This window comes from Actinocrispum sp. NPDC049592, from assembly GCF_040675465.1.
GTDB lineage: Bacteria > Actinomycetota > Actinomycetes > Mycobacteriales > Pseudonocardiaceae > Kibdelosporangium.
Genome location: NZ_JBFAPA010000013.1, coordinates 117,603 through 134,352, shown reverse-complemented (window position 1 = coordinate 134,352; position 16,750 = coordinate 117,603). Strand labels below are relative to the sequence as shown.

The window sequence follows — 16,750 nt, the reverse complement described above, 5'->3', positions numbered from 1 at the left end:
GACCTTAACAGTCCAGAAACGTAAAAAACACTCTTGGGGAGTGAAATCCGGAGCTTCAGGTAACGATTTGACTGATCGTGACGATACAGCGCCCACGCCGCAGTGGTGGTCCGTCAGCTCAAGCATAACCGGCGTACGGCTAGCCGCAAAACACGACAAACCACCTGGTAGAGGCCCCGCACTGGGCCCGGCGACCACGATTCGGCGCCCAGCATGAACCACGGCGGGCCGCTCGCGCCACTTCGGGTACCCGATCGTTAACTAGAACGTGTTACAGTTTTTTGATGATCCTTGATCGTTTTCAGGTCACCGGCAAGGTGGCCGTCGTCACCGGGGCAGGACGCGGGATCGGGGCCGCGACGGCGGTCGCGCTGGCACAGGCCGGGGCCGATGTGGTGATTTCCTCACGGACCGCCGCACAGCTCGAGGACGTCGCCGCCCAGATCGCCGACGCCGGACGCAAGGCGGTCGTCCTGCCCGCCGACCTCAGCTCGCTCGACTCCCTGGCAGGACTGGTCGACGCGGCCCGGGATTCCTTCGGGCGCTTGGACATCGTCGTCAACAACGTCGGCGGCTCGATGCCCGGCCCGTTCCTGCAGACCAGTGTGGACACATTGGTCGAGGCGTTCCGGTGGAACGTAGGCACCGCGCACGCGCTGAACCTCGCCGCCGTGCCGCTGATGCTGGAGGGCGGCGGAGGGTCCATTGTGAACATTTCCTCCGCGATGGGCCGGTTGACCGGCAGGGGTTTTCTGGCGTACGGCACGGCCAAGGCGGCGCTCGCTCACTACACCCGGCTCGCGGCCACCGATCTGGCGCCGAAGGTCCGGGTCAACGCGATCTCGGTGGGCTCGGTGGCAACGTCCGCTTTGGACATCGTGCTGACCCAGGAGGCGTTGCGCACCAAGATGGAGCAGGCCACCCCGCTGAAGGTGATCGGGGAGGCCTCCGACATCGCCGCGGCGGTGGTGTACTTGTCCAGTGCCGCCGGGAAGTTCGTCACCGGCAAGGTGGTGGAGGTCGACGGCGGGACCGAGCGGCCGACCCTGGAACTGGGTCTGGAGGACCTGTGACGTACAAAGTCGTGCAGTGGAGCACCGGCAACGTCGGGCGGCACGCGATCGCCGGTGTCGCCGCGCATCCCGCGCTGACGCTGGCGGGGGTGTGGACGTCCACTCCGGACAAGGTGGGCCGGGATGCCGGTGAGCTGGCCGGGATCGCACCTCTGGGCGTGCAGGCGACCTCGTCCGTCGGCGATCTGCTCGCCTTGAAGCCGGATTGCGTTGTGTACACGGCGATGGCGGACGACCGGCTGGCCGAGGCGACCGCCGATCTGACGATGTTGTTGCGCGCCGGGGTGAACGTCGTCTCCAGCTGCCCGGTTTTCCTGCAGTTCCCCGCGGGGGTCGTACCGCCCGAGGTCACGCAGCCGATCACCGAGGCCGCGGCGGAGGGCAACGCGTCCCTCTTCGTGAACGGCATCGACCCCGGGTTCGCCAACGACACCCTTCCGTTGGTGCTGACCGGGATCAGCGAGCGGATCGACGCGGTGCGCTGCCTGGAGATCCTGGACTACTCGACCTACGACAACCGCAAGGTCCTGTTCGACATCATGGGCTTCGGCCTGCCGTTCGACCAGACACCCCTGCTGCTGCAGCCCGGCATCCTCCCGTTGGCGTGGGGCAGCGTTGTCCACCAGCTCGCCGCCGGCCTGGGCATCACCCTCGACAGCGTCGAAGCCACCCACGAACGCATCCCCGCCCCGGACACCTTCGAGATCAAGTCGGGCACCATCCAGAAGGGCACGGCGGCGGCGCTGCGGTTCGAGGTCGCGGGCATGTACCACGGCCGCAAGGTCTGCGTCCTGGAACACATCACCCGCCTCCACCCCGACCTCGCCCCGGACTGGCCGCAACCCACCGGTCAGGGCTGCTACCGCGTGGTCGTCACCGGCGAACCCACCATGACCCTCGACCTCCAGCTGATGGGCTCCGACGGCGACCACAACACCGCCGGCCTCAAAACCACCGCCATGCGCCTCGTCAACGCCATCCCCCACGTCATCCAAGCCCCACCCGGCCTGCTCACCGCCCTGGATCTCCCCCTGATCACCGGGAAGGGCCTGGTCGCGTAAACAAAAGGCCGGGGCGGCGTGTGCCACCCCGGCCTTCGGAAAAGACCCGTCAGTCCTTCGACTCCGGCTTGGGCTTCTCCGGTTCGTCCTCGTCGTCCTTGGCCTCGGGGGCCGCGGGGACCTTGGCGGTCTCGGAGTCGTCCTTGGACTTGTCGGAGTCGGTGTCGTCCTCCGCCGAGTCGGTAGCGGAGTCCTCTGTGGACTCGTCCGAAGCCTCCGGGGTGGGCTCGGGGGTTTCGGTCGTGGGGGTATCGCCGCGGAGGGCGGCGAGGTCCTCGCGGGGGCCCTTGGAGCGGGCGACGATGAAGTAGGCCACGGAACCCAGGAACACCAGGATGGAGACCCAGACGTTGATGCGGACGCCGAACACGTGGGTGGCGTCGTCGGTGCGCATCAGCTCGATCCAGGTGCGGCCGAGGGTGTAGCCGGCGACGTACAGCGCGAACGCGCGGCCGTGGCCGAGGCGCAGCTTGCGGTCGACGTACACGACCAGGCCCGCCACGAGCAGGTTCCAGATCAGCTCGTACAGGAACGTGGGGTGCACCGGGCTCTCCGGGAGCGGGATCCCGGTGGACACGCCGCCCAGCTGGTCGGGCAGCCCCTCGGAGTTGACCCGCTGGAACACCTCGAGGCCCCACGGCAGGGTGGTGTGCGCGCCGTAGAGCTCCTGGTTGAAGTAGTTGCCGATGCGGCCGATGGCCTGCGCGGTGACGATGCCCGGCGCGACGGCGTCGGCGAACACCGGCAGCGGGATGCCCTTGCGGCGGCAGCCCAGCCAGGCACCGAACCCGCCCAGCGCGATCGCGCCCCAGATGCCCAGGCCGCCCTGCCAGATGTACAGCGCCTCGACCGGGTTCTTGCCCGGCCCGAAGTAGCGCTGGTAGTCGGTGGCCACGTGGTACAGCCGGCCACCGATCAGGCCGAACGGCACCGCGTACACCGCGATGTCGATGACCTCACCGGCCCGGCCGCCGCGGGCCTGCAGACGCTTCTCACCCCACCAGATGGCCAGGATGATCCCGACGATGATGAACAGGGCGTACGCGCGGATCGGGATGGGCCCGATCTCCCACACACCCCGGCTTGGGCTGGGGAAACTCGCCAGCAGTTCTGCGGTCACGCGGACACGGTAACGGGCGCCACAATCCGCCTCGCGACCGGTCCCCGCGTCCTATGCGACCGGGACGGAACGGACACCAGCCGCCAGCTCCGCGGTCAGCTCCTCCACGTCCGAAATACCCGAACCCGCCCGGCTCACGAACGCCGAACCCACGATCACCGCGTCGGCGAACCCGGCCACCTCGGCGGCCTGCGCCCCGTTGCGCACACCCAGGCCCACCCCGATCGGCAGGGAGGTGTGCACGCGGGCGCGTCGCACCAGGTCGGCCGCGCCGGAGCCGACCGAGTCGCGGGCACCGGTCACGCCCATCACCGAGGACGCGTACACGAAGCCCGAGCCCGCCTCGACCGTGCGCACGATCCGCTCCTCGGTGGAGGAGGGCGCGATCAGGAAGATCCGGTCCAGCCCGTGCGCGTCGGACGCCGCGATCCACTCGCCGGCCTCGTCCGCGATCAGGTCCGGCGTGATGATGCCGAGCCCGCCCGCGGCCGCGAGGTCACGCGCGAACGCGTCCACGCCGTACTTGTAGACCAGGTTCCAGTAGGTCATGACCACCGCGCGCCCACCGGCGGCGGCGACCGACTCGACCACGGTGAACACGTCCCGCACCCGGAACCCGCCGCGCAGCGCCTGCTCGGCGGCGGCCTGGATGGTCGGGCCGTCCATCACCGGGTCGGAGAACGGGATGCCGACCTCCACCAGGTCACACCCGGCGGCGATCATCGCCTTCAACGCGTCCGCGGAGCCCCGCACGGAGGGGTACCCGGCGGGCAGGTAACCGACGAGCGCGGCCCGCCCCTCGGCCCTGGTCTGCTCGAACATCGGATCCAGCCGGCCCATCAGGACTCCTCATCGACGAGGCCGAAGAACTTGGCCGCGGTGTCCATGTCCTTGTCGCCCCGGCCGGACAGGCTGACCAGGATCACGCCGTCCTGGCCGAGTTCCCGGCCGAGTTTCAGCGCACCGGCCAGCGCGTGCGCGGACTCGATGGCGGGGATGATGCCCTCGGTGCGCGACAGCAGCTTGAACGCTTCCATCGCCTCGGCGTCGGTGACCGAGCGGTACTCGGCGCGCCCGGAGTCCTTGAGGTACGAGTGCTCCGGCCCGACGCCCGGGTAGTCCAGGCCCGCCGAGATCGAGTACGCCTCGATGATCTGGCCGTCGTCGTCCTGCAGCAGGTACGACCGCGACCCGTGCAGCAGGCCGGGCGTGCCCTCGGACAGGGTCGCGCCGTGCTCACCGGTGTCGATGCCGTGGCCCGCGGGCTCCACGCCGACCAGGCGCACCGACTCGTCGTCGACGAACCCGTGGAAGATGCCAATCGCGTTCGACCCGCCGCCGACGCACGCGGTCACCGCGTCCGGCAGCCTGCCCGCCTTGTCCAGCATCTGGGCGCGGGCCTCGATGCCGATGACCCGGTGGAAGTTGCGCACCATCAGCGGGAACGGGTGCGACGCGGCGGCCGTGCCCAGCAGGTAGTGCGTGCTGTCCACATTGGTCACCCAGTCGCGCAGGGCCTCGTTGATGGCGTCCTTGAGCGTGCGCGACCCGGTCTTCACCGGGATCACCTCGGCGCCCAGCAGCCGCATCCGGGCCACGTTCAGCGCCTGCCGCTCGGTGTCGACCTCGCCCATGTAGATGACGCAGTCCAGGCCCATCAGCGCGCACGCGGTCGCGGTGGCCACGCCGTGCTGGCCCGCGCCGGTCTCCGCGATGACCCGCTTCTTGCCCATCCGCTTGGTGAGCAGCGCCTGACCCAGCACGTTGTTGATCTTGTGCGAGCCGGTGTGGTTGAGGTCCTCGCGCTTGAGCCAGATCTGCGCGCCGCCGGCGTGCTCGCCGAACCGCGGCGCCTCGGTCAGCATCGAGGGACGGCCCGCGTAGTCGCGCAGCAGCCGCAGCAGCTCGTTGACGAAGTCGGGGTCCTGGCGCGCCTTGTCGTACTCGGCTGACAGCTCGTCCAGCGCCGGGATCAGCGCCTCCGGGATGAACCGGCCGCCGAACGCGCCGAAGTAGCCGCGCTCGTCCGGGTCGTGGGCGTCGTGCTCGTGTCCGGTCTGCATCTGTTCGGTCATCGTGACGGCCTCGGGCAAGCGGGGTGGGAGCCGGCGGTGACCAGCTTGGTCAGCGCCGCCTTGGGGTCTCCGCTGGTCACCAGGCCCTCGCCGACGAGGATCGCGTCCGCGCCCGCACCGGCGTAGGCCATCAGGTCGCCCGGGCCGCGCACACCCGACTCGGCGATCTTGACCGTCTCGAACGGCAGGCCGGGTGCCAGGCGCATGAACACCTCGCGGTCGACCTCCAGCGTGTGCAGGTCACGCGCGTTGATCCCGATCACCGACGCGCCCGCCTCCAGCGCGCGGTCGGCCTCCTCGGAGTTGTGCACCTCGACCAGCGCGGTCATACCGAGCGACTCGACCCGGTCGAGCAGGCCGACCAGCGTGTTCTGCTCCAGCGCGGCCACGATCAGCAGCACCAGGTCGGCGCCGTGCAGCCGGGCCTCGTGCACCTGGTACGGGCTGACGATGAAGTCCTTGCGCAGCAACGGGATGTCCACCCGGGCGCGGACCGCGTCGAAGTCGGCCAGCGAGCCGCCGAACCGGCGCTGCTCGGTCAGCACGCTGATCACGCGCGCACCGGCCGCCTCGTAGTCCGCCGCGAGCTCCGCGGGATCGGAGATCTCCGCGAGATCGCCCTTGGATGGGCTGCGCCGCTTGACCTCCGCGATCACGCCGACGTCCGTGGACCGCAACGCGCTCATGACGTCCTTGGGCGGGGCCACCTTCGCGGCCTGCTCCTTGAGAACGTCGAACGGCAGCAACGCCTCGCGGGCCGCGAGGTCCTCCCGCACTCCGTCGATTATCGACTCGAGAACGCTCACCGCGTATGCCCCTTCCCGCCGCACTGATGCTAACCCCGTGCCTGACGGGCATAAGGCACCGGGTCGGCCGTGCACTCTCAGCATGCGCCCGCTGGCGCAACGCTCGCGCATCGGGTCACCCATCGGTGGGGTCCCGTCCCTCGGACAACTCGCGCCAGAGTTGCTTGTCCGGCGTCTCGTTGCCCTTGGCCGCCGCGGGTGTCTGGTAGCTCCCGCCCAGCTTCGGCATCCGGTGACCGGCCCGCGCGAGCACAATGGCGGCGATCCACAGTGCCACCACGGCCAGCAGCGCGAGCCCGCGCGCGAACACCGCCGCGCCCCGCTCCAGCCCGTCCAGCGCGACCCACCCGGCGGCCAGCCCGGTCAACGCCAGCAGGATGCCGACCAACTGGCGCGCCCGGCCGCTGGTGGCCAGCGTCCCGGCGATCGCGGCCAGGGCCACCAGTGCCAACGGCGTCAACGCGGCCGGGGCGGACTGCGGCCACGGCAGTTGGGACGCGCCCCACAATGCCGCTGCCGCCGCGGCGAGCAGCGCGGCCACGATCCACAGTGGACGCTTACCCGGCCGGACCCCCGCAGCCCCCTCGACGGCAGCCGAACGGCTGCCAGGTGGACGGTCATCAGGTGGACGGTTCGCCGCGGCACTGTCCGCGGCGGCACCGTCTGCCACGGCACCGTCCGCGGCGGCCTCCGCCGTTGCGGGATCGGCCGATAGGCGGCCGTGCCTGGTGTCCTGGTTCATCCGGACGCCGGTTTGATCGTCCCGGCCATCGCTATCGCCGAGAGCACCGCGCCCGCTTTGTTCTGGCATTCGTCGTCCTCCGCGCCCGCATTGGAGTCGGCCACGATCCCGGCTCCGGCCTGCACGTACGCCACGCCGTCGCGCACCAGCGCGGTGCGGATGGCGATCGCGGTGTCGGCGTTGCCGGCGAAGTCGATGTACCCGACGATCCCGCCGTACAACCCGCGCCGCACCGGTTCGAGCTCCTCGATCAGTTCCATCGCACGGGGTTTCGGCGCCCCGGAAAGAGTTCCCGCCGGGAAGCACGCGGTCACCGCGTCGAAAGCCGTCTTTCCCGGCGCCAGCTTGCCGGTCACCGTCGACACGATGTGCATCACGTGGCTGTAGCGCTCGACCCGGAAGAAGTCGACCACGTGCACCGAACCCGGCGAGCAGACCCGGCCGAGGTCGTTGCGGCCCAGGTCGACCAGCATCACGTGCTCGGCGCGTTCCTTCTCGTCGGCGAGCAGGTCCTTCTCCAGGATGGCGTCCTCCTCGGGGTCCACCCCGCGCCAGCGGGTGCCGGCGATCGGGTGCGTGGTCGCCACCCCGTCCCGCACCGTGACCAGCGACTCCGGGCTGGACCCGACGATGTCGAAGCCGTCCATCCGCAGCAGGTACATGTACGGGCTGGGGTTGGTGGTCCGCAGGATCCGGTACACGTCCAGCGAATCGGCCTCGGTGTTCATCTCGAACCGTTGGGACACCACGATCTGGAACGCCTCACCGGCGCGGATCGCCTCCTTGGCGGTCTCCACCGCGGCGCCGAACTCCTCGCGGGTGCGCCGTCGCCGGAACTCCGGGCGGGGCCGGGAGAACACCATCGCGGTCGGCTCGGCGGTCGTGCACAGCTGCTCGGTCATCCGGTTGAGCCGGGCGACCGCGTCGTCGTAGGCCTCGTCCTTGCGTTCCGGCGAGTCGTCCCAGTTGACCGCGTTGGCGATCAGCGTGATCGTGCCCTCGTGGTGGTCGAGGGCGGCCAGATCGGTGGCCATCATCATGACCAGCTCGGGGATCTTGAGGTCGTCCTCGGCCAGCTCGGGCAGCCGCTCCAGCCGCCGCACCGTGTCGTAGCCGATGTAGCCGACCATGCCGCCGGTCAGCGGGGGCAGCCCGGGCAACGGCTCGGTGTGCAGCGTCTTGAACGCGTGCTGGAGGATCTCCAGCGGGTCGCCGCTGGTCATCAGGTCGTGCGGGACGGTCCCCGACCAGCTGGCCTCGCCGCCGGACGCGGTCAGCCACGCGGCGCAGCGCACCCCCACGAACGACCAGCGCGACCACGACCGGCCGTTCTCCGCGGACTCCAGCAGGAACGTCCCGGTCCGGTCGCCCGCGAGCTTGCGGTACACCCCGACCGGTGTCTCGGCGTCGGCCAGCACCTTGCGGACCACCGGGATGACCCGGCGGTGCGGCGCGAGGGCGTGAAACTGCTCGCGGGTGAGGCTGATCTCCCCCATGCCGGTGGCCAGGGGTATGTCTGATCCAAGCACGCTCGCCATGACGGTCATTCTGCCGGGCGCGGACAACGGCATTCTCAACCGGGGACAAATTCAGCGTTTGTTGAAAACTTGGCCGTGCCAGGTCATGATGGAGGCGTGACATCGGATACTAAGCGCCGCGGCCGCCGCCCGGCGGGCGCCGACACCAAGTCCGCGCTGCTCGACGCCGCCCGCGAGGTGTTCACCGAACAGGGATACGAAGGGGCCACGGTCCGGGCCATCGCCAAGCGCGCGGGGGTCGATCCCGCCATGGTCAACCACTGGTTCGGCGGCAAGGAGGGCCTGTTCGCGCGGGCCGTGCTGCAGTTACCGGTGGACCCCGAGGTGATCGTGAACGAGCTGGTGTCCGGCGAGGTGGACACCCTCGGCGAACGGGTCGTGGGCCGGTTCCTGACCGTCTGGGACTCCACCGGCGGCGGCCAGTTCGCCGCCCTGATCCGCAGCGTGGCCGGTCACCAGATGGCCCTGGAGGGCCTGCGCGACCTGTTCATGAACCACATCTTCCGGCACGTCACCGACCGCGTCGCCCAGGACAACTCGCTGTTCCGCGCCAACCTGGTGGCCAGCCAGCTGATCGGCCTCGGCATGGTCCGGTACGTGGCCAAGTTCGACCCCATGGTGTCGACCGACATCCCCACGGTCGTGGCGGCGGTCGGGCCGACCCTCCAGCGCTACCTGACCGGGTCGATCACCTGAGTCGCGGTCACGAACGGCCCGTCCCCGAACAGCACCACGCGGCCCTCCCCGCCGACCAGGACCTCGGCCTCGCCGCTGTACCAGGCTCCATTGAACCTGCCTCCTCGTACCCGCAGGGAGAACGCACGCAGGCACAGCGTCCTTCCGTTGTCCAGCCGGACATCGAGGATCCGCCGCCCACCCTTCAGCCGGATCGACGCCTGCCCATGGCGCCAGCCGAGGTCGCGGGCCTCGCTGTAGCGCCCGCCCCAGCGGAGCCACACCGCCAGGCCCGCGGGAAGCAGCATGACCCCGGTGACGAGGGCGAGGATCAGCAGGGTCACCTCCCCGAACGGCTCGTTCTGCTCGGCGTCGGTGCGGATGCGTTCGGGGTCGGACCGGTCGTAGATCACCGTGACCTGCTGACCCACCTGGTAGGGCGGGCTGCTGGTGTTGAGCCGGACCGTGCGGACCCGCTCGGTCTCGTCGATCGCGAACCGCACGTCCATCGTGCCGCCGCCCCTGGCCGAGCGGTTGTACTCGGTGACGACCCCGGGGGTGCGGGCCCCTTCCCTGAACAGTTGTTCCTCACCGCTGGTCACGAGTTCCAGCGCCAGGAAGAAGCCGATCAGCAGGATGCCCGCGACGAGCAGGAGCACCAGCCCGGTCCGGCGCAGTGCCCGGACCCTGGCCGTCCCGCCCTCGGGGGTGAAGGTCAGCCGAGCAGCAGATCCGCGTCGAAGCATGTGTGATCCCCCGTGTGACATGCGCCGTCGACCTGGTCGACGACCAGCAACAGGGTATCCCCGTCACAGTCCAGGCGGACCTCGTGAACGTGCTGGGTGTGGCCGGACGTCTCGCCCTTGACCCACAGTTGCCGGCGGCTGCGGGAGAAGTACGTGGCCTTGCGGGTGGTGAGGGTGAGCTCGAGGGCTTCGTCGTTCATCCAGGCGACCATCAGGACGTCGCGGGTCGAGCGTTCCTGGACGACGGCGCACACCAGGCCGTCGGCGGTGCGCTTGAGGCGGGCGGCGATCTTCGGGTCCAGGCTCACTTCGGCTCCAGGTAGTGCCGGGCGGGTTCGGTGTTCACCAGAACGGCGACGTAGATGTACGCGGCGCAGAGCAGGCCGGAGACCAGGCGGATCCACCACGGGCCGCCGTCGAGCGCGATCAGCAGGTGCACCAACGCGAACAGCCCCATCACGATCATGGTGACGGTCCGGACGAACCGCAGCCGCAGCACCAGTCCCACGCACACCGCGACGGCGAGGATGCCCGCGCCGATCGGCAACCGCAGCGCCTGCTGGTCCCATGCCAGCGCGACCGCGACGAAAACCAAGGCGCCCAAGGCGATCACGCCCGCGGACACCTTGACCTCCAGCGGCGGCCTCACCGGATCTCCACCCCGTCGGCCCGCAGCGCGTCCTTGACCTCACCGATCCGCAACTGTCCGAAGTGGAACACACTGGCCGCCAGCACCGCGTCCGCCCCTGCCCGCACCGCGGGGGTGAAGTGCTCCACCGCGCCCGCGCCGCCGCTGGCGATCAGCGGAATGTCCACAACGGACCGGACGCGTTCGATCAGGTCGATGTCGAACCCGGCCTTGGTGCCGTCGGCGTCCATCGAGTTGAGCAGGATCTCGCCCACACCCAGTTCCTGGCCCCGGCGGGCCCACTCGACCGCGTCGATCCCGGTGCCCTTGCGGCCGCCGTGGGTGGTCACCTCGAACCCGGACTCGGTGCCCTCGGCCCGCCGCGCGTCGACCGAGAGCACGATGCACTGCGCGCCGAACCGTTGCGACGCCTCGCTGAGCAGCTCGGGCCGGAGGATCGCGGCGGTGTTGATGCTGACCTTGTCCGCGCCCGCGCGCAGCAGCCGGTTGATGTCCTCCACGGCCCGCACACCGCCGCCGACGGTCAACGGGATGAACACCTGCTCGGCCGTCCGGCGGACCACGTCGAAGGTGGTCTCCCGGTCCGAAGAGGACGCCGTGACGTCCAGGAAGGTCAGCTCGTCGGCCCCCTCCGCGTCGTAGGCGGCGGCCAGCTCCACCGGGTCGCCCGCGTCCACCAGGTCGGTGAAGTTGACCCCCTTCACCACCCGCCCCGCGTCGACATCCAGACAAGGGATCACCCGTACCGCTACCGCCATGCCGAAAGCCTACGTGGCACGCTGGAGGGCATGGCACGCGCGGGACGCCGGCCCGGCCAGACCGAGACCCGGGAGCACATCCTGGCGGCCGCGCGCGCCCAGTTCGCCGCCCTGGGCTACGACGGCGCCACGATCCGCGGCATCGCGGCGGAGGCGTCGGTCAACCCGGCCCTGATCCACCACTTCTTCGGCACGAAGGAAAGGGTGTTCGTCGCGGCCCTGCGACTGCCGGTGGACCCCGCGCTGATCGTGCCGACCCTGCTGGACGGGCCGCGGGAGCAGTTCGGTGAGCGGATGGTCCGGTTCTTCCTGACCGTCTGGGGCAACCCCGTGTCGCGGGAGCCGTTCCTCGCCCTGATGCGCTCGGTGGTGTCCAACGAGCAGGCCGTGCGCATGCTCCTGGAGTTCCTCGGCCGCACCATCCTCGCCAAGGTCGCCGACGGCCTGGGCATCCCCCGCCTGCGCATGGCCGCCGCGGCCTCGCACATGATCGGAATCGCCATGATCCGCTACATCGTCGAACTGGAACCCCTCGCCAGCGCCCCCGACGAAGAGATCATCGCTCTGCTGGCGCCGGTCATCCAGCACTACATCGACACTCCTGATTTTTGATCACACGAATGGACTACTCATTCGATGTTTTTGCGATTGTCCGACTCGACGACCCCGGTTACCACACCAGGGGCATCGGATGACCTAACGTCCGGACCACCCCGAACCCCGCCCCACTCGAAGATGCGGAACCCATGGCTCGACCCCCCAAGCGGCTTGACCTCACCACCTGCACCGATGACCGTTTGCGCGTGGCGGACGAGATGCGCGAGGCGCGACTGCGCCGGAAGAAAACACTCAAGCAGGTCAGCGACGACCTGCACTACAGTGTCAGCACGATTTCCCGCAAAGAATCCGGTATATCCAAGCTCGACGGCCCCTTCATCCAGCAATACTGCGAATTTCTCGGCATAAGCAGGCGGCAGATGCTCGAATGGATGAAGCGGGGCATCGCCGTCCTCTTTCTCCTTGGCGGCTTGTCCGCGGTCACCGCGGTCACCGCAGACCGGCCCAGGGGACGCGAAACAGTGCTCGCCGAGGCCCCTCATCCGGCCACTCCGTCGCCGGCCGCTCCCCTGATCACGGCGGCATCCATCCGGCCAGGGCCGCCACCGGCCACCGGACGCGTCACCTCACCACCGCCCAGCCATCTCGGCCCGCCGTCCCCGCCACCGCAACCGGCCTCCGCCGGAACTCGACCGGCGGCCCTGCCGCCGAGCATGCCGACGACCTCGGCGCCGACTCCGCCAGGCAAGGGAACAGGCTGGCTCGGGTACGACGACTCCCCGGCCATCGAGCTCGATATCTGCGTCGAGGCGAAACGGAGCGCGTCATTCCCCGTCACTGTGTCCGGCACTACATTCCGGGCGAGGATCGGCCGGAATCCACATTCCCCGATGAAGGCGCGGCTGCGCTACACCATTACCGTGGCCGGGAAAACGACCACCTACACAGTGGACGAACTCGAACCGATTTCGCTGCCATTGAATGGAGCGACCAGCATTACCGTGCGAATCGAAACGCTCGCTACTGCGTGCGGGGTCACGCAGGCGACGATTGTCCCGCTCGGCTGATGTCAATGCCGCAGTTCCGTCACCGCGAAGCACACTGTGCCGTCCTTGCCGCGGCGGACGCGGCTGCCGTACACGGTCAGGAACCCCATCACGCCGTACTTCCGCGCCAGCGCCTTGCGCGCCCGGTCGGCGGCCTCGGGATCCATGAGCGTCGCGGTCGCCTTGACCGTCGGCCCCGAAGGATTCCCACGGAAGTCGCATTCGGTGAGTTCCACGGCGGGGTCGCGGCGGAGGCGTTTGACCTTGCCGGTGTTGCGGGCGCTCCAGAAGTACAGGGCGTCGCCGTCGCGGCCGACCCACACGGGGGTGGGGACGGGGGTGCCGTCCTTGCGGAAAGTCGTTACCAGCACGTACTTGGCGGCGGCGAGCCGGGCGAGTGAATCGTCCACTTCAGACTGGCTCCAATGGGGTGTGCGGTTCGGCGGGCAGTTCGACGCGGATCTCGTCGCCGGGCCGGACCTCCCCGCCGGCGATCACGACGCCCATGATCCCAGCCTTGCGCACGAGTTCGCCAGCCTCGTCGCGGTCCAGCACGGCCTTCTGCAGGCCACGCTGGAACCCGTCGAGCTGCAGGCACGGGTTGCGCAGCCCGGTGACCTCGACGACCGCCGAGGCGCCCAGCCGCAGCAGCGTCCCGGTGGGCAGCCCGAGCAGGTCGATCCCCCGGGTGGTGACGTTCTCGCCGATCTCGCCCGGCTGCACGGCGAACCCCTTCTCGGCGAGCTCGTCGTGCAGTTCGGCGTGGATCAGGTGCACCTGCCGCAGGTTCGGCTGGCTCGGGTCCCGCCGCACGCGCGACCGGTGCTTGACGGTGACGCCCTGATGCACGTCACCCTCGACACCCAGCCCGGCCAGGAGCGTGATGCTCTCGGCCGTGGGCTTGCTGAACGTGTACTCACCGCTGCGGCTCACGGCCGCGACAACCCCATTCGTCACTGTTCCCAGGGTAGTCACGGTGTGCGGCGGCGCAACGTCATCGCGCCGAGCATCAACGCCAGCAGCGCGCAGCCCGCGATGATCACCAGGTTGCGCAACAGCGTGCCGGTGAACTCGGTCGACGACGTCACATGGAACAACGCGTCCACGGCGTACGACAACGGCATCACATCGGACAGCCAGTTCAGCAGCCGCGCCATGGACTCCCGCGGCACGAACAGTCCACAAAGGAGGATCTGCGGCAGCACGAACACCGGCATGAACTGCATCGCCTGGAACTCCGTGCGGGCGAACGCGGACACGAACAGCCCCAACGCCATACCCAGCAACGCGTCCAGCACGGTGATCACCAGCAGGATCCACAGTGGACCGACCAGGGTGAGCCCGAGCCACCACACCGAGACCAGCGTCGCGATGGTCACCTGGACCACCGCGACCACGCCGAAGGCCAAGGCGTACCCGAAAAGCAGGTCGAGCTTGCCCAGCGGCGTGGTCATCAGCCGCTCCAGCGTGCCCGAGGTCCGTTCGCGCAACGTGGTGATCGAGGTGATCATGAACATGATGGTGAACGGGAACACGCCGAGCATCGCGGGCGCGGCCTTGCTGAACGCCATCTCGTTGTTGAAGACGAACCGCAGCAACACCATCAGCAGGGTCGGCATCGCCAGCAGCATCGCCACGGTCCGCTTGTCGTGCTTGAGCTGCCGCAGCAGCCGCTGGGCGGTCGCGAGCGTGTTCATACCGTTTCCTTGATCAGCTGGAGGAACGCCTGCTCGACGTCCGCGGTCCGGGTGCGTTCGCGCAGGCCGAGCGGGGTGTCGTCGGCCAGCAGCCTGCCTTCCCGCATGAGCAGCAGCCGCTGGCAGCGTGCGGCCTCGTCCATCACGTGACTGGACACCAGGAGGGTGACGCCCGACGCGGCCAGCGAGTGGAACAGCGTCCAGAGTTCTTCGCGCAGAACGGGATCGAGCCCGACCGTCGGCTCGTCGAGGACGAGCAGCTGGGGCGTGCCGAGCAGCGCGACGGCGAGGCTGGCGCGCGATCGTTGCCCGCCGGACAGCTGGCCGACCATGGCGTCGCGGTGCGACCCCAGACCGACCTCGCCGATGACGCGCTGCACGTCCCCGGCGGGCGCCCGGAGCACGGAAGCGAAGTACCGCAACGCTTCCGTGACGGTGAGGTCCGCATACAGGGCCGGGTTCTGGGTCGCGTACCCGATCTTGTCCCGCAGGTCCTTGTGGCCCGCGGGCTTGCCGAGCACGGTCACCGTGCCGCCTTCGACGATCTGCACCCCCACGATCGCCCGCATCAGGGTCGTCTTGCCGCAGCCACTGGGCCCGAGCAGCCCGGTGACGGTGCCCGGCTCGACCTCGAAATCCACCCCGCGGAGCACCGGACGGCCACCGCGCTTGACCGTGAGCCCGGTCACCGACACGACAGAATTAACCATGCGTTTAATTCTGCGCCCGGAGAATTATCGAAGTCAAGAGGAGTTCAGCGTCAACCCGAGGTTGACGATTGCGGCATCGTCAACCTAGAGTTGACGCATGGCTCAGACTCCGAAACTCGGCGACCTCATCGACACCATCGACAACCTTCACCCGGACGGGGACCCGCTGCAGAAGCTGAGTGACGCCGTGTACCTGGCGCAGCACCTAGGCGAGCTCGCGGATCACCTGATCGGTCACTTCGTGGACCGGGCGCGGCACTCCGGGGCGTCCTGGACCGAGATCGGCCAGAACATGGGCGTGACCAAGCAGGCCGCGCAGAAGCGGTTCAACCCGAAGTCCGACGCCGTCGACCTGACCCAGTTCGCCCGGTTCAGTCCCCGTGCCCGCGCGGCAACCGTTGCGTCACAAGGGGAAGCGCGCCGGCTTCAGCACGCGTCGATCGAACCGGGGCACCTCGTGCTCGGGATGCTCAAAGACCCCGACAGCGTGGCCACGAAGATCATCGTTTCGCTGACCGGGTCGGCGGACACGCTGCGGGACTCGGTCACCGAGAAGCTCGGGCCACCGGCCGAGGAGCTCGCGGGCGAGCACATCCCGTTCTCCGGCGCGTCGAAGAAGGTGCTGGAGCTGACCGTGCGCCAGGCGCTCCGGCTGGGGCACAACTACATCGGCACCGAGCACATGCTGCTCGGCGTGCTGGGGCTCGAGGACGGGACGCTGCCCGGGATCACGGCCGAAGCCGTGACCGCGTCGCTGCCAGCGCCTCAGGAAGGGTGAAAGCCCCGCTGTACAAGGCTTTCCCGATGATCACGCCCTCAACGCCGTCCGCCGCCAGGCCGGCCAGCGCGACCAGATCGTCCACACTGGACACCCCGCCGGATGCGACGACCGGCGCGTCGGTGCGGGCGCAGACCTGGCTGAGCAGCTCGATGTTCGGGCCGGTGAGGGTGCCGTCCCGGCCCACGTCGGTCACGACGTAGCGGGCGCAGCCGTCCCGGTCCAGCCGGTCGAGCACGTCCCAGAGGTCGCCGCCGTCGCTGGTCCAGCCGCGGCCGCGGACCCGGTGTCCCGCCTCGGTGATCCGCACGTCCAGGCCGACCGCGATCTTCTCGCCGTACTCGCCGATGACCCGCGCACACCACTCCGGGTCCTCGATCGCGGCTGTGCCCAGGTTCACCCGGCCACAGCCGGTCGCCAACGCGGCCTTGAGCGACTCGTCGTCCCGGATCCCGCCGGACAGCTCGACCGCGACGTCCACCTCGGCGACGAGCTTCGCGATCAGTTCACGGTTGCTGCCTCTGCCGAACGCGGCGTCCAGGTCGACCACATGGATCCACTCGGCGCCGTCGCGCTGCCAGGTCAGCGCGGCGGCGACCGGGTCGCCGTAACCAGTCTCGGTGCCGGCCTCGCCCTGGTAGAGGCGAACAGCCTTGCCGTCGGCCACATCGACGGCCGGGAGCAGCGTGAACGTCACGGCGGTGACTCTACTTGCCGT

21 protein-coding genes are annotated in these 16,750 nt (G+C 69.4%); 6 read left to right on the top strand and 15 right to left on the bottom strand.

Going from position 1 to position 16,750, the window contains the following annotated elements:
• Positions 1–284: 284 nt before the first annotated feature.
• Positions 285–1,073 (top strand): SDR family oxidoreductase, encoded by a 789-nt coding sequence (locus AB0J95_RS29915; RefSeq protein WP_364764975.1) that lies wholly within the window; start codon positions 285–287, stop codon positions 1,071–1,073.
• The gene (locus AB0J95_RS29910; RefSeq protein WP_364764972.1) at positions 1,070–2,134 is read left to right on the top strand and encodes a diacylglycerol kinase; all 1,065 of its coding nucleotides are present in this window, start codon (positions 1,070–1,072) and stop codon (positions 2,132–2,134) included. The genes AB0J95_RS29915 and AB0J95_RS29910 overlap by 4 nt, the downstream gene beginning before the upstream one ends.
• A gap of 49 nt (positions 2,135–2,183) precedes the next feature.
• Here the strand turns inward: AB0J95_RS29910 and lgt are convergent, their stop codons facing one another.
• From lgt to AB0J95_RS29880, 6 genes are all read right to left on the bottom strand, one after another.
• Positions 2,184–3,254: a prolipoprotein diacylglyceryl transferase gene (lgt, locus tag AB0J95_RS29905; RefSeq protein WP_364764969.1), complete on the bottom strand. Its 1,071-nt coding sequence runs from the start codon at positions 3,252–3,254 to the stop codon at positions 2,184–2,186.
• A 51-nt stretch (positions 3,255–3,305) separates the two neighbouring features.
• A complete protein-coding gene (gene trpA / locus AB0J95_RS29900) occupies positions 3,306–4,094 on the bottom strand; it encodes a tryptophan synthase subunit alpha (RefSeq protein WP_364764966.1) in 789 nt (262 codons plus the stop codon).
• Positions 4,094–5,329 carry a tryptophan synthase subunit beta gene (gene trpB / locus AB0J95_RS29895; protein ID WP_364764964.1) on the bottom strand — a complete coding sequence of 412 codons (1,236 nt, stop codon included), beginning with the start codon at positions 5,327–5,329 and terminating at the stop codon, positions 4,094–4,096. The genes trpA and trpB overlap by 1 nt, the downstream gene beginning before the upstream one ends.
• Positions 5,326–6,135: an indole-3-glycerol phosphate synthase TrpC gene (gene trpC, locus AB0J95_RS29890; protein WP_364764961.1), complete on the bottom strand. Its 810-nt coding sequence runs from the start codon at positions 6,133–6,135 to the stop codon at positions 5,326–5,328. Before trpC ends, trpB begins: the two co-directional genes overlap by 4 nt.
• Before the next feature lie 115 nt (positions 6,136–6,250).
• A complete protein-coding gene (locus tag AB0J95_RS29885; RefSeq protein ID WP_364764959.1) occupies positions 6,251–6,877 on the bottom strand; it encodes a Trp biosynthesis-associated membrane protein in 627 nt (208 codons plus the stop codon).
• Positions 6,874–8,415 (bottom strand): anthranilate synthase component I, encoded by a 1,542-nt coding sequence (locus AB0J95_RS29880; RefSeq protein WP_364764956.1) that lies wholly within the window; start codon positions 8,413–8,415, stop codon positions 6,874–6,876. The genes AB0J95_RS29885 and AB0J95_RS29880 overlap by 4 nt, the downstream gene beginning before the upstream one ends.
• 96 nt (positions 8,416–8,511) lie before the next feature.
• Here AB0J95_RS29880 and AB0J95_RS29875 point away from each other — a divergent pair, with 96 nt between their 5' ends.
• Positions 8,512–9,111, top strand: coding sequence for a TetR family transcriptional regulator (locus tag AB0J95_RS29875; protein WP_364764954.1), 600 nt, complete (start codon positions 8,512–8,514; stop codon positions 9,109–9,111).
• Here AB0J95_RS29875 and AB0J95_RS29870 read toward each other — a convergent pair.
• The 4 genes from AB0J95_RS29870 to hisF are packed head-to-tail and all read right to left on the bottom strand — an operon-like array spanning position 9,087 to position 11,243.
• On the bottom strand, positions 9,087–9,836 hold the full coding sequence (locus tag AB0J95_RS29870; RefSeq protein ID WP_364764952.1) for a DUF3592 domain-containing protein: 750 nt from the start codon (positions 9,834–9,836) through the stop codon (positions 9,087–9,089). The genes AB0J95_RS29875 and AB0J95_RS29870 overlap by 25 nt on opposite strands.
• Positions 9,806–10,144: a phosphoribosyl-AMP cyclohydrolase gene (gene hisI / locus AB0J95_RS29865; RefSeq protein ID WP_364764951.1), complete on the bottom strand. Its 339-nt coding sequence runs from the start codon at positions 10,142–10,144 to the stop codon at positions 9,806–9,808. Before hisI ends, AB0J95_RS29870 begins: the two co-directional genes overlap by 31 nt.
• Positions 10,141–10,485: a hypothetical protein gene (locus tag AB0J95_RS29860; RefSeq protein ID WP_364764948.1), complete on the bottom strand. Its 345-nt coding sequence runs from the start codon at positions 10,483–10,485 to the stop codon at positions 10,141–10,143. Before AB0J95_RS29860 ends, hisI begins: the two co-directional genes overlap by 4 nt.
• On the bottom strand, positions 10,482–11,243 hold the full coding sequence (gene hisF / locus AB0J95_RS29855) for an imidazole glycerol phosphate synthase subunit HisF (protein ID WP_364764946.1): 762 nt from the start codon (positions 11,241–11,243) through the stop codon (positions 10,482–10,484). The genes AB0J95_RS29860 and hisF overlap by 4 nt, the downstream gene beginning before the upstream one ends.
• Before the next feature lie 30 nt (positions 11,244–11,273).
• Here hisF and AB0J95_RS29850 point away from each other — a divergent pair, with 30 nt between their 5' ends.
• Together AB0J95_RS29850 and AB0J95_RS29845 are read left to right on the top strand one after the other, a co-directional pair.
• Positions 11,274–11,855, top strand: a complete 582-nt coding sequence (locus AB0J95_RS29850; RefSeq protein ID WP_364764943.1) for a TetR family transcriptional regulator — start codon at positions 11,274–11,276, stop codon at positions 11,853–11,855.
• A gap of 191 nt (positions 11,856–12,046) precedes the next feature.
• A complete protein-coding gene (locus AB0J95_RS29845; protein WP_364764940.1) occupies positions 12,047–12,868 on the top strand; it encodes a helix-turn-helix domain-containing protein in 822 nt (273 codons plus the stop codon).
• Positions 12,869–12,870: 2 nt separating this feature from the next.
• Here the strand turns inward: AB0J95_RS29845 and AB0J95_RS29840 are convergent, their stop codons facing one another.
• From AB0J95_RS29840 to AB0J95_RS29825, 4 genes are read right to left on the bottom strand one after another with little or no spacing between them, the layout of a single operon-like run.
• On the bottom strand, positions 12,871–13,257 hold the full coding sequence (locus AB0J95_RS29840) for a PPOX class F420-dependent oxidoreductase (protein ID WP_364764937.1): 387 nt from the start codon (positions 13,255–13,257) through the stop codon (positions 12,871–12,873).
• Between the two features lies 1 nt (position 13,258).
• Positions 13,259–13,804 carry an MOSC domain-containing protein gene (locus AB0J95_RS29835; RefSeq protein ID WP_364764934.1) on the bottom strand — a complete coding sequence of 182 codons (546 nt, stop codon included), beginning with the start codon at positions 13,802–13,804 and terminating at the stop codon, positions 13,259–13,261.
• 14 nt (positions 13,805–13,818) lie between these two features.
• Entirely contained in the window at positions 13,819–14,544 is a 726-nt protein-coding gene (locus tag AB0J95_RS29830; RefSeq protein WP_364764931.1) for an ABC transporter permease, read from the bottom strand.
• Positions 14,541–15,254, bottom strand: a complete 714-nt coding sequence (locus AB0J95_RS29825; RefSeq protein WP_364764928.1) for an ABC transporter ATP-binding protein — start codon at positions 15,252–15,254, stop codon at positions 14,541–14,543. Before AB0J95_RS29825 ends, AB0J95_RS29830 begins: the two co-directional genes overlap by 4 nt.
• 97 nt (positions 15,255–15,351) lie before the next feature.
• Here AB0J95_RS29825 and AB0J95_RS29820 point away from each other — a divergent pair, with 97 nt between their 5' ends.
• Positions 15,352–16,032 (top strand): Clp protease N-terminal domain-containing protein, encoded by a 681-nt coding sequence (locus AB0J95_RS29820; RefSeq protein WP_364764925.1) that lies wholly within the window; start codon positions 15,352–15,354, stop codon positions 16,030–16,032.
• Here the strand turns inward: AB0J95_RS29820 and priA are convergent.
• The gene (gene priA / locus AB0J95_RS29815) at positions 15,983–16,729 is read right to left on the bottom strand and encodes a bifunctional 1-(5-phosphoribosyl)-5-((5-phosphoribosylamino)methylideneamino)imidazole-4-carboxamide isomerase/phosphoribosylanthranilate isomerase PriA (protein ID WP_364764923.1); all 747 of its coding nucleotides are present in this window, start codon (positions 16,727–16,729) and stop codon (positions 15,983–15,985) included. The genes AB0J95_RS29820 and priA overlap by 50 nt on opposite strands.
• Positions 16,730–16,750: the final 21 nt, after the last annotated feature.